Here is a 14,174-nt window from a genome sequence, read left to right on the forward strand (position 1 = left end):
GTGATCAGTTGAGGGCGGTGCTGGCGGTCATGGCGACGGTTTTCGCGTTCACCGGCATACCCGGCATGAACACTTTCTGTAGACCGTCAACGATGACCTTATCGCCAGGTTTCAGCCCCTGCTGCACGATGCGTAAGCCGTCGGCCAGACGCCCCGGCGTAATATCGCGACGCTGCGCTTTACCCTCTTTATCCACGATATAGACATACTTGCGATCCTGGTCAGTCAGTACCGCTTTGTCGTCAATAAGCATGGCCTGGAATTCCGCGCTGCCCGGCAGGCGCACGCGGGCAAAGAGTCCCGGCGTGAACTGACGCTGCGCGTTATCCAGCAGCGCGCGCATGCGGATCGTACCGGTACTCGGCGTGAGCTGATTATCAAGGAAATCCACTTTACCCTGATGGGGGTAGCCCTCCTCGCCGGCAAGGCCGATCTCAACCGGTAGCGCCGTATTGTGGCTGGACGCCCCCTGCCCGTTGCGGGCGAGATTTTGATAGTGAAGATAGGTTGACTCATCCACGTCAAAGTAGACGTAAACCGTCTTCTGCGAGACCAGGGTGGTGAGCACGCTGGCGCTGTCGCCCGCGGAGACCAGATTGCCGCTGGTGATTAACGCCCGGCTGGCGCGGCCATCAATAGGAGCCGTCACTTTGGTGAAGTCGAGATTGAGCTGCGCGGCGTCTACCGCAGCCTGGGCCGCGCGAATATCGGCCTGCGCCTGAATGGCGGCCGAACGGCGCTGCTCCCACTCTTCACGTGATACCAGGTTGGTATTGATGAGTTTATCGGTACGGTTAGCCTCGCTTCGCGCCAGGCTGGCCTGCGTTTTGGCTCTCTCCAGCGTCGCCTGCGCCTGCTCCAGCGCGGCGCGATAGGTTCGGTCATCAATCGTGAACAGCACCTCGCCCTTTTTCACCTCCTGGCCGTCGGTGAAATTCACTTTGTCGATGTAGCCAGAGACACGGGGACGAAGCTGCACGCTTTCCACGGCTTCAATCCGGCCGTTAAAGCTATCCCACTGGCTAATGGATTTCACAACCACGTCTGCAGCATTAACGGCGGGCGCGGGCGGCGCGGCATTTTGCGCGACGCTGTCATCACATCCGACGAGCAGCACGGAGAGCATCATCGCTCCCAGCGCATTCAGATGATAGTTTCCCCAGGTTTTTTGCAGGCTCATTATTTTTATTCCGGTAATTGTAGCCGCCGGGCAAGACGCAGCGGGAGGCGCCGCGCCACTTCCTTTGTCCGGGCTGGCTTAAGGCCATTTGTGTCGTTCATCGCCACAAAACTGTAACAGTTTCGAATACACTATCGCGGCGATTGTAGGAATGCGCCTAACTAAGTGCAAGAATAATTGTTGCACTTTATGTGCTATTTGAGGCGGCGATAAAAGGCCCGTTTCGGGCAAGGATTTAAATGCAACAATAAAACTTGCAATTATTGCGAAACCAGGCCACCTTAAAATGCAACAGACAAAGATACCTTTCTATCGCTGCGTGGGGGAAACCTGATGAACACTGGCGCATTTATGCATGATTTACTCGACTGGATTGATAACAACCTCGACAGTCGCCTGGACATTGAGACCGTCTCCAGGCGCTCCGGCTACTCGAAATGGCACCTCCAGCGCCTGTTTAAAGAGCACACGGGCTATCCCCTCGCCGGCTATATTCGCGCGCAAAAGCTGCAAAAATCGGTTGAGCGCTTAGCCCACAGCGATGAGCCCATCCTGAACGTGGCAATCGCGCTCGGGTTTGACTCTCAGCAGTCGTTCAACCGCAGCTTTAAGCGCCAATTCGGTCAGGCACCTGGCGCATGGCGACGCAGTATCGGCGGCCGTGAAACGCAGCCGATGCACCAGTAGCTCACTTTTTACTGCAACATCATCCCGAAGCTGTTATACTGTATATAAATACAGTATGAGAGGTGCGTGATGGCTGTTGAAATAAAATATGTTGTCGTAAGAAAAGGTGAAGAGAAAATGACATTTGCCAGTAAGAAAGAGGCTGACGCTCACGACAAGCTGCTCGATATGGCAGACGCGTTCACCGACTGGCTGTTGCAAAGCGGAATGCAGATGGATGAAACGCAGGCTGAAAATCTTGGTCTGTATCTCGCCGAGCAGAAAGAGACCGTGCAGCATATTCTGCGCACCAGCAAGCTCCCTGCTCTCGATGCCCCTGCGGCTGACAGTAAAAAAATCAGAGCGGTAAAAGCTGCCTGATTGCCACATCGTCACCGAGCCTGACGCCGCAAGCAGTATGCTGCTTGCGGCTTTTTTATTAACGTCACGCGCCGGATTGCGGCAAGGCATCAATCATCTCTTGTAATTCATTGTACAGTCTTGCCACATGGAAACCATCGCACACGGAATGATGAACCTGAACGGCAAGGGGCAATAATACTTTGCCATCTTGTTCATAGTATTTTCCAAGCGTAAACATAGGGGCAAAAAAGTTCTTCATGTGCGCAACGTTGACGTTAAAGCTGGTAAAGCTCACCCAGGGAATACCCGATATGAAAAAGATATTTTCCCGGGATTCTTCTTTAGGCCAATAAGAAAAATTATTACCGTAGCGCGCAATGTCTTCAGCATAGGTCTTCTGGAAGTGCTGAATATTGCCATCATAATGGCTCCATAATGATGAAAAGGTCTCTGTTTCATTATGGAAAATGGTATAATTTGGATGAACTTCATTCCATATAATAAGCTCATTGTCTCTCATGGCCATACGGAACTCCGGATGACTGTTGACGATTTTCGAAATGAGAAAAATAATAGTCGGGTAAAATTTCCAGCCGACCGCTTTGATATGTTTTAACAGCGCAGTAATATCGATTAAAACCGTCTGGTTAAACGTCGACTGAGCGAACCCCTGAAAAATCTCAAAATGTTCCTTCCTTGCCCAACGAGATAAGTCAACGGACGTATATTCAGGGGTTATTTTTTCCATTTCTAAGCCTTTAATGAGCAAGCATATCTCTGATGTTAGCCTAAATTTTTTCCATGCATTAAGCAAGCAGGCGCCTCTGGAGAAAACGGCGCGGAATAACCGCCATTACGCCCCTGAAGACGTAACGTTTCCGCTTAAAACGCGCTGATCTGCCCGTACAGCGCACTCCTCACTCAATATTATCCCTCCCTCTTCGCGCAAAGGGTGTATTGTTTTTAAATGATTAATCCCCCTGAAGAGAAACGGCGTCATGATTAACATCCTCGGTAAAACCACCTCCATCAACGTTCGTAAAGTGCTCTGGACCTGTGAAGAAGCGGGCATACCTTACCTGCAGGAAGACTACGGCAGCGGTTTTGCCTCAACAGAAACGGATGAATTCCGCGCGCTGAACCCCAACGCCATGGTGCCGGTGCTGATGGACGACGATTTCGTGCTGTGGGAGTCCAACGCCATCTGCCGCTATCTGGTGCGCAAGGCCGGACGTCACGATCTGCTGCCTGCAGAGCCGCAGGCCTGCGCCAACGTTGAGCGCTGGATGGACTGGCAGGCAACAGAATTCAACAACGCCTGGCGCTATGTCTTCCCGGCGCTGGGACGAAAAAACCCGGACTTTAACGACCCTGCGCGCATTGCGGCGGGAATAAAAGAGTGGAACCACTGCATCACCATTCTGGAAAACCAACTGCAGCGCACCGGGGCCTTTGCGGCAGGCGAGACGTTTACCCTTGCCGACGTGGTGCTTGGGCTGTCGGTGAATCGGTGGAAGATGACGCCGTTTGACAAGCCCCACGTGCCGGCGATTGAGGCCTGGTATGAGCGCCTCAACCAGCGCCCGGCGTTTTTGCGTCACGGCAATAACGGCATGATATAAATTATTTACGCCCACACCTTGAGCAAGGATATTTTATTTAATTACTAAACCCTGAATGCCGTCAGAGGGAATAATAATTAAGCCATATCCTGGACAGCCCGTTGCACCGCTTTGCTAGCCTGACTATTCAGGCAAAGCTCAACCCGGAGGTATTCTTGCTGATTAAACTCAAGAAAGAACGAACGCATAAGGAGGATCGTCGGCTTGCCCTCTGGCTGGCGACCTCAGCAGGTTTGCTTAACGCCATCGCCCTTGGGGCATTTGGCTTTTTCCCCTCACACATGACCGGCAACACCTCACAATTATCCAGCGAAGTCTCCTCCACCGATCTGAGCGATATGATTTTCTTTGGCTCGATTATTCTCTCTTTTGTCACCGGCGCCATCCTTGCTCGTCTTATTGTACTCTGGGGCATTATCCACAATATCAGGCTGGTTTTTTGCCAAATCCTTTTCGTCGAGGGGGTATTATTGACCGGCATCTCTCTCTACGAGATGTATTTCCACGCCCTCACGAGCAACCGCGAGATTATTATTGTTCTGTGCGGCCTGATGGGCATTCATAATTCAACCTCCACGCAGCTCTCCGGAGGGCGGGTGAGATCGACGCACATTACCGGCACGCTAACGGATGCAGGCATATCACTGGCCTCCGTGCTGGTGGCGATGCTTCGCAGGGATTACTCGAAGGATACCGCGGCACAAAAAAGTCAGCTGAAAACTCACTTAACCACCATTTTCTCGTTTATGAGCGGAGGGATTGCTGGGCTGCTGCTGTTCAGATGGATTGGGTTTAACGCCATGCTGGCGCTTGGGCTGCTGCTCGCGATTGTTGCCATTTTTTCTATCATTAGCATCTCGGTTCGCGTTCGCCGGGTTCGTGCCTCTATTTAAATAACGAACGACTCTCGGCGTAAGGGCGCCCTTTAATATGTGACACTGTCACTATTGAAAATTCGCTTTAGGACTATTCTGTCCGGCACGCAACCAGCCCTTACGCCATAAGGCTTTAATTAAGGTTGTCACTAATTTCATAGGGTTACTGATTTCCCCCCTTCGCTGGAACCCTTCCCAAACGCTTGCTATAGGTCAATTACCCCTGCCGAAACATGGCATAACAACAGGCAACCGGTGGTTGCTATAACGCATGCGCACAGGGAGACACACCGCAATGCACCCATTATTCAAACGCTCGCTGCTGTTTGTCGGCGCTATTCTCGTGGTCCTCGCCCTCCTCGTCTGGGGAATCGGGCTTGAGACAATCAAGGCGCGCCAGGTTGACCTGGTCTACCTCGGGCAACAGCACATGATTCTGGTTTTCTCGTCGATGTTTTTTGCCCTGCTGGTGGGCATTCCGGCCGGTATTCTGCTGAGCCGTCCGGCCGCGCGGGGCGTCGCCGAATACGTGATGCAAATCTTTAATGTCGGCAACACCCTGCCGCCGCTGGCCGTGCTGGCGCTGGCGATGGTGGTGATTGGTATCGGCGATACACCCGCCATCATCGCCCTGTTCCTCGCCTCGCTGCTGCCGATTGTGCGCAATACCTACGCCGGGCTGTGCTCGGTCCCGTCGTCGCTGCTGGAAGCGGCAAACGGGATTGGGATGACCAAATGGCAGCGCCTGCGCCAGGTTGAGCTGCCCAACGCCTGGCCGGTTATGCTCTCGGGGATCCGCATCGCCACCGCCATTAACGTTGGTACCGCGCCGCTGGCGTTCCTGATTGGCGCCAGCAGCTACGGCGAGCTGATTTTCCCGGGCATTTACCTGAACGATTTCCCGACCCTGATCCTCGGCGCGGCGGCCACCGCCCTGTTCGCCCTGATCCTCGACACCCTGCTGGCGGCGCTGGGTCGCGTGATGAGTCCCCATCTCGCTCGATAACAATAACAAGGAGCTTTTATGAGACTGATATCCAGCCTGGCGGCGCTGTGTGCCGCGGCGCTGTTCACCGGCCAGGCGATGGCAGCCCCGCTGATTCTGGCGACCAAGAGCTTTACCGAGCAGCACATTCTCTCGGCGATGACCGTACAGTACCTGCAAAAGAAAGGTTTTCAGGTTCAGCCAAAAACCAATATCGCCACGGTGATCTCCCGCAACGCGATGATCAACAAGCAGATTGATATGACCTGGGAGTACACCGGCACGTCGCTGATCATCTTCAACCACATCAACAAGCGCATGTCGCCGCAGGAGTCCTGGGAGACGGTAAAGCGCCTGGATGCGAAGCACGGTCTGGTATGGCTCAAACCCGCCGATATGAACAACACCTATGCCTTTGCCATGCAGCGCAAGCGCGCCGAGGCGGAGCATATCAACACCATGTCGGAGATGGTGGCGAAAATTGAACAGGTTCGCAAAACCAACCCGGACAAAAACTGGCTGCTGGGCTTAGACCTTGAATTTGCCGGGCGCAGCGACGGTATGAAGCCACTGCAGGAGGCCTATAAGATGGATCTGGACCGTCCGCAAATCCGCCAGATGGACCCGGGTCTGGTCTATAACGCCGTGCGCGATGGCTTCGTCGACGCCGGGCTGGTTTACACCACCGACGGGCGCGTGAAGGGCTTTGATCTCAAAGTGCTGGAAGATGATAAAGGCTTCTTCCCGAGCTACGCGGTCACCCCGGTGGTGCGCAAGGACACCCTGGAGGCCAATCCCGGTCTGGAAGAGGCGCTCAATACCCTCTCGGCCCAGCTCAACAACGACGTTATCACCGAGCTGAACAAGAAGGTGGATATTGACCATCAGTCACCGCAGCAGGTCGCCCGCGATTTCCTGCGTAGCAAACAGCTGCTGTAGGAGGCGCTATGGATACCGTTCACTACATTCTGGACAACTGGGACTATCTGTTAACCCTGACGCTGCAGCATCTGTGGCTGGTGGCGCTGGCCGTGGGCTTAGCGATTATCATTGGCGTCCCGCTGGGCATTCTGATTGTGCGCCACAAATGGCTGGCGACGCCGGTGCTGGGGATTGCCACCATCGTGTTGACCATCCCGTCCATTGCCCTGTTTGGCCTGATGATCCCGCTGTTTTCGCTGATCGGTCAGGGGATTGGCGCCCTGCCTGCAATCACGGCGGTGTTTCTCTACTCGCTGCTGCCGATCGTGCGTAACACCCACACGGCGCTCGACAGCCTGCCGCCGGGCCTGCGCGAAGCCGGACGCGGCATCGGCATGACGTTCTGGCAGCGTCTGCGCTGGGTGGAAATTCCGATGGCGCTGCCGGTGATTTTCGGCGGGATCCGCACCGCCGTGGTGATGAACATCGGCGTGATGGCGATTGCCGCCGTGATTGGCGCGGGCGGACTTGGCCTGCTGCTGCTTAACGGCATCGGCGGAAGCGATATTCGTATGTTGATTGCGGGCGCGCTGATGATCTGTCTTTTAGCGATTGTGCTCGACTGGCTGCTGCACCGTCTGCAGGTGGTTCTGACTCCAAAGGGGATTCGATAATGATAAAACTGGAAAACCTCACCAAACAATTTTCACAGAAGCACGGCCAGACCTTTAAGGCCGTCGATAACGTCAACCTGAATGTGCCCGAAGGGGAAATGTGCGTCCTGCTCGGCCCGTCCGGCTGCGGAAAGACCACCACCCTGAAGATGATTAACCGCCTCATCACCCCAAGCAGCGGGACGATCCTGATCAACGGCGAGGACACCAACGGAATGGACACCGTCACCCTGCGCCGCAACATCGGCTACGTGATCCAGCAGATTGGCCTGTTCCCGAACATGACCATCGAAGAGAACATCACCGTCGTGCCGCGCATGCTGGGCTGGGATAAAGCGCGCTGCAAAGCCCGCGCCGAAGAGCTGATGGATATGGTGGCAATGGATCCGCACAAGTTCCTCCACCGTTATCCGCGCGAGATGTCCGGCGGCCAGCAGCAGCGTATTGGCGTTATTCGCGCCCTGGCGGCGGATCCTCCGGTACTGCTGATGGATGAACCCTTCGGTGCGGTGGACCCGATCAACCGTGAGGTGATCCAGAACCAGTTCCTCGAGATGCAGCGCAAGCTGAAAAAAACCGTCATGCTGGTGAGCCACGATATCGACGAAGCCCTGAAGCTCGGCGACCGCATTGCGGTCTTCCGACAGGGGAAAATCGTCCAGTGCGCCAGCCCGGACGAGCTGCTGGCGAAACCGGCGAACGAATTTGTCGGCTCGTTTGTCGGTCAGGACCGCACGCTGAAGCGCCTGCTGCTGGTCTCGGCGGGAGATGTCACCGACCAGCAGCCTACTATTACGGTGCGAGGCTCTACCCCGCTTACTGACGCGTTTGCCACCATGGACGATAATGATATTCGCGCGATTACCGTGGTTGACGAGCACGGCAAGCCGCTGGGCTTTGTGAAGCGTCGCGAAGCGCGTAACGCCAGCGGGACCTGCGCCGACATCCTGCATCCGTTCCGCATGACCGGCAAAGCCGAAGACAACCTGCGCGTGGTGCTGTCACGCCTGTATGAGAGCAACACCAGCTGGATGCCGATCGTGGATGAGGACGGGCGCTACAACGGCGAGATTTCTCAGGATTATATTGCCGAATACCTGAGCTCAGGGCGTACGCGCCGGGCGCTGAATATTCATAGTGAGAGCTGAGAATTATATTTACTTAGTTTTTGGATACAGCGTAGAAAAGCCCCTTCACGGGGCTTGTGTTTGGCTTATGTTGGGTTTACCAGCGAATTTCAGAAGTGAGAATAAATGCTACTGCTTTCACCATTTCGTCAAGATCGTAATTAATCTGCATTGTGATTGGCGTATGAAAATCTTCAACGGTGTATTTTTCAACCCACCCGAAAGAACGATTCATTATCATTCTTGGGGTAACCAAGCCTTCGGGCTCACCAAATGACTGATGAATCCATGCGCGAGACATGTTCTGCTGCAACGGTATAGGGAGTTCATTCGGGAAGACCCATCCCTTTACGTCATCACGCTGAATAGACAACGTAATTTCTTTCAGTATTCTCCCTTCTCGAATAAAGGCTAAAAAAACGCCTTCGTTCACCATTGGTAAAAGTAACACAGGATCGCCTGCAGCCCCTTTAGGATCACTTTTGTAGGTGATTAACCCATTATTAACTAACTCTTTATAGCTTTTGCCCAGATTATGGATAAGTGCTACTACATTTACTGTCATTTGTATAATCCTTGCTGGCCGTTCAGCGCGTGCATTTTGGTTCTGGCAGTTTCTATTTGTTCTTCAGTGGCACCCTGCTTTTTTAACGATGGCTTAATGGTATCCAGATTACGATCAGCTGCTGCCCGTAAGTTCTGTGAGTCTAGATCAATCTGTGTCAGGGTATTACGTCCGCCATAAGTTTCACTGATTTTCTGATGCACATCTTTAGGGACAACGATAGCCGCCACCTGCAATGAAAATTCCTGAATTTCCGTTTCTTTTAAATATGGATACTCCCTACGGAGATAGGCCTTAACAGCCGCAGCCGACGGCATGTGATCCGCCTCGTAAACCCCCTGCCGAGAACGGCGTTTGAAGTCACTGTATAGCTCAACCTCCAGAAACTCCACCGGTGGTTTGCTCAGGTAGATATAAATCGGCGGCAGGTCAGGGAACGGCAGGATCAGAATGTAATCCGCGAAATGCTTTTCCTCCGGTGCCGGGCTGGTGGTCGCCGTTATGCCGGTGTTATCCGGCAGCGGGTCAACTATCACCGGTTTCGGCAACACCGGACGCGCCTGGTTGCCGGTATTCCACGGCTTTTCCTCGACCGTTCGGTCAGGCGTCCAGATAATGGTGATGTGCGGATCTTCTTCCGTGGTGAAGGTGTACGCCTGCGCGCTGGTGTCGTACTCCATTTTTCTGACACGCACACTGTCCCGGCCAGGTGGTGTGTGCCAGCCATGCGGAACCGGGTTCCCTCTGCTGTCCTTCTCCCACGTATAGCGCACCCGGCTCGGGGCTTCATGCATCTGCTCCAGGCGCATACGGTCGATAAAATCCTGTTCGCCGTCGTTCAGCCTGCCGGGCATCATCCCCACCAGCAGTCCGGCCACGGGTGCACCGGGTCCGGCAACAGCACCACGCACCGCCCAGGTGCCGTAAGTCAGTGCCCTGCCGCTTATCAGCTCCAGCAGGCTTGCGCCTGCCGTGGCCGTCTGCGCCCGTGCAGCAGCAGACGCGGCAGCCACCGCAGCCTGATAATCCATCTCCTCATGGTTACCGTTCCACCAACGATACAAGGCGCTGCGCTTATTCGGTTTGGGGATATCTTCTGGCTTTTTCTTTCTGGCGGTCTGTGCGTGCTGCGGGGTGTCTGAATCGGTCACGGGGTCGCTGGCGGGCATGGCCTGAAAAAATGCCATATCAGCAAAATTGGTGTGAGGTTCACGCTGGTCGCCTGCATCATTGCAGCCCTCGCCACGGAGGCAGGATTTTGCAAATACCCGGTTTCGCTCCCTTTCCTCCTCCCTGTGTTTCTCTTCCCTCTCCTGCTCTGCCCTGCGTTCGGCCAGCATCACAGCGTGCCTTTCCCTGACGATTTGTTCTGGTGATGGACCACTACCCAGCCAGTCGCCAATGGGAGCGATGATAAAATTTGTTCCCGGCGGGCATCCACACCTGACGTTAGAGCGATCGACAGCAGTTCCGCAGTTTTTACACGGCGTGGTTTTATCACCAACCCTGACGACCCCTCGCCCGTGTTCGGTGCAGTACGGCAGGGATCCAATACAGGTTGCCCCGGTAGAGGTTTTATCTCCTGTCAGCGCCTGCCCCCGGCCATAATTATCGGTACGGTAACCCATGCATTACGCTCCGGTAATTAGTGAGTTCGTTACTCATAAAGAATTTCCTTTTCCTTCCTGTAAATAAAAAAGCAATTTTACTATGAATACGAGTTCACCAAATTTATTCAGCACTTTTGGTTAATATTTAATAATCAAATAAATGACAAAGAAAAATAAATAATATATATAGAACACCTTATAAAAGCTCATTTGCATACTGGTTGAGTTGCAACCACAATAGGACATCGTCCCCGTTTATTCGCGACCCATGCAACGTCTTCATACGTACCCCGACATCCGAGCAATGTTTCGCCGACTGCTGATTGCCACCGTCACCGGCGTGCTGGCCGCGCTGGCCGTTGCGGTGTTCCGCCACAGCATGTACCTGCTGGAGTGGCTGCTTCTGAGCAACGATAGCGGCAGCCTGGTGAATGCCGCCGCGTCGCTCTCGCCCTGGCGGCGCGCGCTGACGCCCGCGCTGGGCGGGCTGGCTGCCGGGCTGTTGCTATGGGGATGGCAACGGTTGACCGCCCAGCGGCCTCATGCCCCTACCGATTATATGGAAGCGCTGGAGACCGGCGACGGTCAGTTTGATTACGGCGCCAGCCTGGTGAAGTCCCTTGCCTCACTGCTGGTCGTGGCCAGCGGAAGCGCCATCGGGCGCGAAGGGGCGATGATCCTGCTTGCCGCCCTCGCCGCCTCCTTTTTTGCCCGGCGCTTTACGCCCAAATCGGAATGGAAGCTTTGGCTCGCCTGTGGCGCCGCCGCCGGGATGGCCAGCGCCTACCATGCTCCGTTAGCGGGAAGCCTGTTCATTGCAGAGATTCTGTTTGGCACGCTGATGCTGGCCTCGCTCGGCCCCGTGGTGATTGCGGCGGTGGTGGCGCTTCTTACGACGCAACTCATGGCACCGAGTGCCGGCACGCTCTACGCGGTCCATTTAAGCGGCATTCTCACCGCGGCCGATTATGCCCTGCTGGTCGCGATGGGGCTGCTGGCAGGTCTCTGCGGACCGCTGCTGATGTGGCTAATGGCGTTCAGCCACGGGCTTTTCCTGCGCCTCAGGCTTTCGCCGCCGTGGCAGCTGGCGCTCGGCGGCTTGATTGTTGGGCTGCTTTCTCTTTTGACGCCGAAAGTTTGGGGAAACGGCTACAGCGTGGTTCAGGCTTTTCTGCTCGCCCCGCCGCTGCTGTCGGTGATTGCCGGCGTGTTCATCTGTAAATTGCTGGCGGTGCTCGCAAGCAGCGGTTCGGGTGCGCCGGGCGGGGTATTTACGCCTACGCTGTTTGTCGGTATGGCTACGGGGATGCTGTTCGCGCAGCTTTTCGCGCTGTGGCTGCCGGGTTCTGAGACGGCCATGTTGCTGGGGCTGGCCGGGATGGCAACGCTGCTCGCTGCGACCACGCATGCGCCCATTATGTCGGCGCTGATGGTCTGTGAAATGACCGGGCAGTATTTTTTACTGCCCGGTTTACTGGTCGCCTGCGTGATAGCGTCCGTACTGTCGCGGACGTTACGCCACGACTCGATCTACGGTCAACACGCCACCGAGGGCAGAGAGATCGATGTACTGCGCTAGCTCGCGCTGCTCGGCGCGAGGCAGATAAGGCAGCTCGCCCACCAGCGGGCCAGGCAGTTTGGTGCTCAGTACGTCGATGATCTCCGCGTAGTGCGCGAGGCCTGGATTAATACGGTTTGCCACCCAGCCAGCCAGCGGCAGGCCGTCATTGGCAATCGCCTGCGCCGTCAGCAGCGCGTGGTTGATACACCCTTCCTGGATCCCCACTACCATCACTACCGGCAGCTGTTCCTGCACGACCCATTCAGACAGCGGGCGTAAATCATTCATCAGGCTGCGCCAGCCGCCCGTTCCTTCGACGACTACGTGATCGACCTGCTCACTCAGGTTCGCCAGCCCGTCGGATAACAGGGAATAATTGATCGGGCCGCTGTGCGCCACGCTGCTTTCATCTTCGCTTAACGCAATGGGATTGACCGCGTGGTAAGGCAGTTCCAGTGACGAGACGCTTTGCAGCACCAGGGCGTCTTTATTTCGCAATCCCTCTGGCGTCTCTTTACTCCCTTTTGCGACCGGTTTGTACCCAGCGACGCGTTTACCGCTTGCTGTCAGAGCCTGCAGCAATGCGCGGGATACAACGGTCTTGCCGACAGAGGTATCTGTACCAGTAACAAAGAAACGCTTAAGCATGACTCACTCCACCTCTTGGGTATGCTTCGAAAATATCAACCAGGTAAATAATTCAGTGGAGGAAGTCTACGGGATGCGTGCGCTACCCGGCTTGAGATAGCGCAATTTTTCTTACATCTGCGGAAAAGAGTTAACCCTGTAACAGGCGGATAAGCAGCGAGCCGTTGTACATGGCATCTTTGACCAGCGCCGCGCCGGCCATTGTGCCCTGGTTGGAAAACTGGGTACTTTCTACCGCAATATTTCTGCTGTAGGCGGGAAGCGACTGCTGCTGAATACAGGCCGTAATCGCCGGAAAAAGGATCTCCGCCGCCTGGCTGAGCGGTGAGCCGATCAGGATTTTTTGCGGATTGAAGAGGTTCACCATAATCGCCAGAATGCGGCCTACGTTATTACCCACCCCGGTAATAATGTCCTTCGCCAGCAGATCCCCCTGACGCGCGGCGGCGCAAAGGGAATCCACCGTTAAGGGTTGGCCGTGAAGCGAGGAGCTCATGGACTGACTGAGCCTGACCTGCGCCAGTTCGAGCACGCTTTCCACGCTGGCGATCGTCTCCAGACAGCCATGGTTCCCGCAGTAGCAGCGTTTACCGTACGGGTCGACCTGGGTATGACCAATTTCCACCAGGCTGCTGCTCCCGGCGTGGAGAAGCCGTCCGTCGGTGATCACCCCCGCCCCGACGTTATGGTCGATGACCACCTGAATGACATCCCGCGCACCGCGCGACGCGCCAAACAGCGCTTCCGCCATCGTCCAGGCGCTGATGTCGTGCTGAATATAGACCGGCACGCCGGTATGGTTTTCCAGCACTTCGCCCAGCGGCATCTCTTTAACATCGTCGTAAAACGGCATGCGGTGAACAATACCATTTTCGGTATCAATAATGCCGGGCATGGTGATGGCAATCGCCGTTAAGCGTTCAAGCCGCTGCTGATGGCGAATAAAGAAACGATCGATATGGGAGACAATCGCATCGAGAAGCGGTTCCTCGGCGTTGAGCGGCAGCTCAAGGCGGTCTTCCACCACCAGCTTGCTGCTGAGATCGCGTAGTGCAAGGAAGATCTCTCCGCGGCTGATGCGCAGCGAGAGGTAGTGCCAGGCTTCCGTCTCGACCACCAGGCCGACCGCCGGACGACCACGGCTGCCCGGCTCCTGAATTTCCGTCTCCTGGACCAGGTGCGCTTCCAGCATTTCGCGGACAATTTTGGTGATACTGGCAGGTGCCAGCTGTGCCAGGCGCGACAGATCGATACGCGAAACCGGACCAAGCTGATCAATCAGGCGATACACCGCGCCAGCGTTGGTCTGCTTAATCTGATCAATATGCCCTGGCTGACTATCAGCAACCACCTCGTACTCCCTTATTTTCGAGCTTC

General features: G+C 55.4%; 15 protein-coding genes. 9 read left to right on the forward strand and 6 right to left on the reverse strand.

The features are described 5' to 3' along the window. Positions 1-4: 4 nt before the first annotated feature. A complete protein-coding gene (locus IM299_RS02225) occupies positions 5-1,180 on the reverse strand; it encodes an efflux RND transporter periplasmic adaptor subunit (protein ID WP_193356968.1) in 1,176 nt (391 codons plus the stop codon). Between the two features lie 333 nt (positions 1,181-1,513). Here IM299_RS02225 and IM299_RS02230 point away from each other — a divergent pair, with 333 nt between their 5' ends. Next, positions 1,514-1,867 (forward strand): helix-turn-helix domain-containing protein, encoded by a 354-nt coding sequence (locus IM299_RS02230; RefSeq protein WP_028012990.1) that lies wholly within the window; start codon positions 1,514-1,516, stop codon positions 1,865-1,867. A 69-nt stretch (positions 1,868-1,936) separates the two neighbouring features. Next, complete coding sequence (locus IM299_RS02235; protein ID WP_028012989.1) at positions 1,937-2,227, forward strand: YebG family protein; 291 nt, start codon at positions 1,937-1,939, stop codon at positions 2,225-2,227. Between the two features lie 64 nt (positions 2,228-2,291). On the opposite strand, the gene catA is transcribed toward IM299_RS02235, so the two are convergent. Beyond that, positions 2,292-2,957 (reverse strand): type A chloramphenicol O-acetyltransferase, encoded by a 666-nt coding sequence (catA, locus tag IM299_RS02240; RefSeq protein ID WP_193356969.1) that lies wholly within the window; start codon positions 2,955-2,957, stop codon positions 2,292-2,294. Between the two features lie 250 nt (positions 2,958-3,207). Between catA and IM299_RS02245 the strand changes: the two genes are divergently transcribed. The 6 genes from IM299_RS02245 (at position 3,208) to osmV (ending at position 8,434) form a co-directional block, all read left to right on the forward strand. Further along, positions 3,208-3,831, forward strand: coding sequence for a glutathione S-transferase family protein (locus IM299_RS02245; protein ID WP_048956347.1), 624 nt, complete (start codon positions 3,208-3,210; stop codon positions 3,829-3,831). Positions 3,832-3,986: 155 nt separating this feature from the next. Then, positions 3,987-4,724: a YoaK family protein gene (locus IM299_RS02250; RefSeq protein ID WP_193356971.1), complete on the forward strand. Its 738-nt coding sequence runs from the start codon at positions 3,987-3,989 to the stop codon at positions 4,722-4,724. A 277-nt stretch (positions 4,725-5,001) separates the two neighbouring features. Beyond that, positions 5,002-5,712 (forward strand): osmoprotectant ABC transporter permease OsmY, encoded by a 711-nt coding sequence (gene osmY, locus IM299_RS02255; protein ID WP_193356973.1) that lies wholly within the window; start codon positions 5,002-5,004, stop codon positions 5,710-5,712. Between the two features lie 18 nt (positions 5,713-5,730). After that, positions 5,731-6,630, forward strand: coding sequence for an osmoprotectant ABC transporter substrate-binding protein OsmX (gene osmX / locus IM299_RS02260; RefSeq protein WP_041910236.1), 900 nt, complete (start codon positions 5,731-5,733; stop codon positions 6,628-6,630). Positions 6,631-6,638: 8 nt separating this feature from the next. After that, positions 6,639-7,286 carry an osmoprotectant ABC transporter permease OsmW gene (gene osmW, locus IM299_RS02265; protein ID WP_028012983.1) on the forward strand — a complete coding sequence of 216 codons (648 nt, stop codon included), beginning with the start codon at positions 6,639-6,641 and terminating at the stop codon, positions 7,284-7,286. Beyond that, positions 7,286-8,434 (forward strand): osmoprotectant ABC transporter ATP-binding protein OsmV, encoded by a 1,149-nt coding sequence (gene osmV, locus IM299_RS02270; protein ID WP_048956341.1) that lies wholly within the window; start codon positions 7,286-7,288, stop codon positions 8,432-8,434. Before osmW ends, osmV begins: the two co-directional genes overlap by 1 nt. Before the next feature lie 76 nt (positions 8,435-8,510). Here the strand turns inward: osmV and IM299_RS02275 are convergent, their stop codons facing one another. Together IM299_RS02275 and IM299_RS02280 are read right to left on the reverse strand one after the other, a co-directional pair. Then, positions 8,511-8,978, reverse strand: coding sequence for a DUF6392 family protein (locus tag IM299_RS02275; protein WP_193356974.1), 468 nt, complete (start codon positions 8,976-8,978; stop codon positions 8,511-8,513). After that, positions 8,975-10,606: an S-type pyocin domain-containing protein gene (locus IM299_RS02280; protein WP_193356975.1), complete on the reverse strand. Its 1,632-nt coding sequence runs from the start codon at positions 10,604-10,606 to the stop codon at positions 8,975-8,977. Before IM299_RS02280 ends, IM299_RS02275 begins: the two co-directional genes overlap by 4 nt. Before the next feature lie 250 nt (positions 10,607-10,856). Between IM299_RS02280 and clcB the strand changes: the two genes are divergently transcribed. Continuing rightward, entirely contained in the window at positions 10,857-12,167 is a 1,311-nt protein-coding gene (gene clcB, locus IM299_RS02285; RefSeq protein ID WP_193356976.1) for a voltage-gated ClC-type chloride channel ClcB, read from the forward strand. On the opposite strand, the gene bioD is transcribed toward clcB, so the two are convergent. Beyond that, entirely contained in the window at positions 12,102-12,797 is a 696-nt protein-coding gene (gene bioD, locus IM299_RS02290) for a dethiobiotin synthase (protein WP_028012980.1), read from the reverse strand. The genes clcB and bioD overlap by 66 nt on opposite strands. Before the next feature lie 130 nt (positions 12,798-12,927). Further along, positions 12,928-14,148 carry a sugar metabolism global transcriptional regulator Mlc gene (mlc, locus tag IM299_RS02295; RefSeq protein WP_041910244.1) on the reverse strand — a complete coding sequence of 407 codons (1,221 nt, stop codon included), beginning with the start codon at positions 14,146-14,148 and terminating at the stop codon, positions 12,928-12,930. Between the last annotated feature and the right edge of the window lie 26 nt (positions 14,149-14,174).

This window comes from Enterobacter cloacae complex sp. P47BA (assembly GCF_014930485.1).
In the GTDB taxonomy this organism is placed as follows: Bacteria; Pseudomonadota; Gammaproteobacteria; order Enterobacterales; family Enterobacteriaceae; genus Enterobacter; species Enterobacter bugandensis.

Excerpts from the sequence above, each read along its gene's own strand:
- bioD (WP_028012980.1), bottom strand. The coding sequence starts at position 12,797 with ATGCTTAAGCGTTTCTTTGTTACTGGTACAGATACCTCTGTCGGCAAG.
- IM299_RS02225 (WP_193356968.1), bottom strand. The coding sequence starts at position 1,180 with ATGAGCCTGCAAAAAACCTGGGGAAACTATCATCTGAATGCGCTGGGA.
- IM299_RS02235 (WP_028012989.1), top strand. The coding sequence starts at position 1,937 with ATGGCTGTTGAAATAAAATATGTTGTCGTAAGAAAAGGTGAAGAGAAA.
- IM299_RS02275 (WP_193356974.1), bottom strand. The coding sequence starts at position 8,978 with ATGACAGTAAATGTAGTAGCACTTATCCATAATCTGGGCAAAAGCTAT.
- clcB (WP_193356976.1), top strand. The coding sequence starts at position 10,857 with ATGCAACGTCTTCATACGTACCCCGACATCCGAGCAATGTTTCGCCGA.
- catA (WP_193356969.1), bottom strand. The coding sequence starts at position 2,957 with ATGGAAAAAATAACCCCTGAATATACGTCCGTTGACTTATCTCGTTGG.
- osmY (WP_193356973.1), top strand. The coding sequence starts at position 5,002 with ATGCACCCATTATTCAAACGCTCGCTGCTGTTTGTCGGCGCTATTCTC.
- osmW (WP_028012983.1), top strand. The coding sequence starts at position 6,639 with ATGGATACCGTTCACTACATTCTGGACAACTGGGACTATCTGTTAACC.
- osmX (WP_041910236.1), top strand. The coding sequence starts at position 5,731 with ATGAGACTGATATCCAGCCTGGCGGCGCTGTGTGCCGCGGCGCTGTTC.
- osmV (WP_048956341.1), top strand. The coding sequence starts at position 7,286 with ATGATAAAACTGGAAAACCTCACCAAACAATTTTCACAGAAGCACGGC.
- IM299_RS02280 (WP_193356975.1), bottom strand. The coding sequence starts at position 10,606 with ATGGGTTACCGTACCGATAATTATGGCCGGGGGCAGGCGCTGACAGGA.
- IM299_RS02245 (WP_048956347.1), top strand. The coding sequence starts at position 3,208 with ATGATTAACATCCTCGGTAAAACCACCTCCATCAACGTTCGTAAAGTG.
- IM299_RS02230 (WP_028012990.1), top strand. The coding sequence starts at position 1,514 with ATGAACACTGGCGCATTTATGCATGATTTACTCGACTGGATTGATAAC.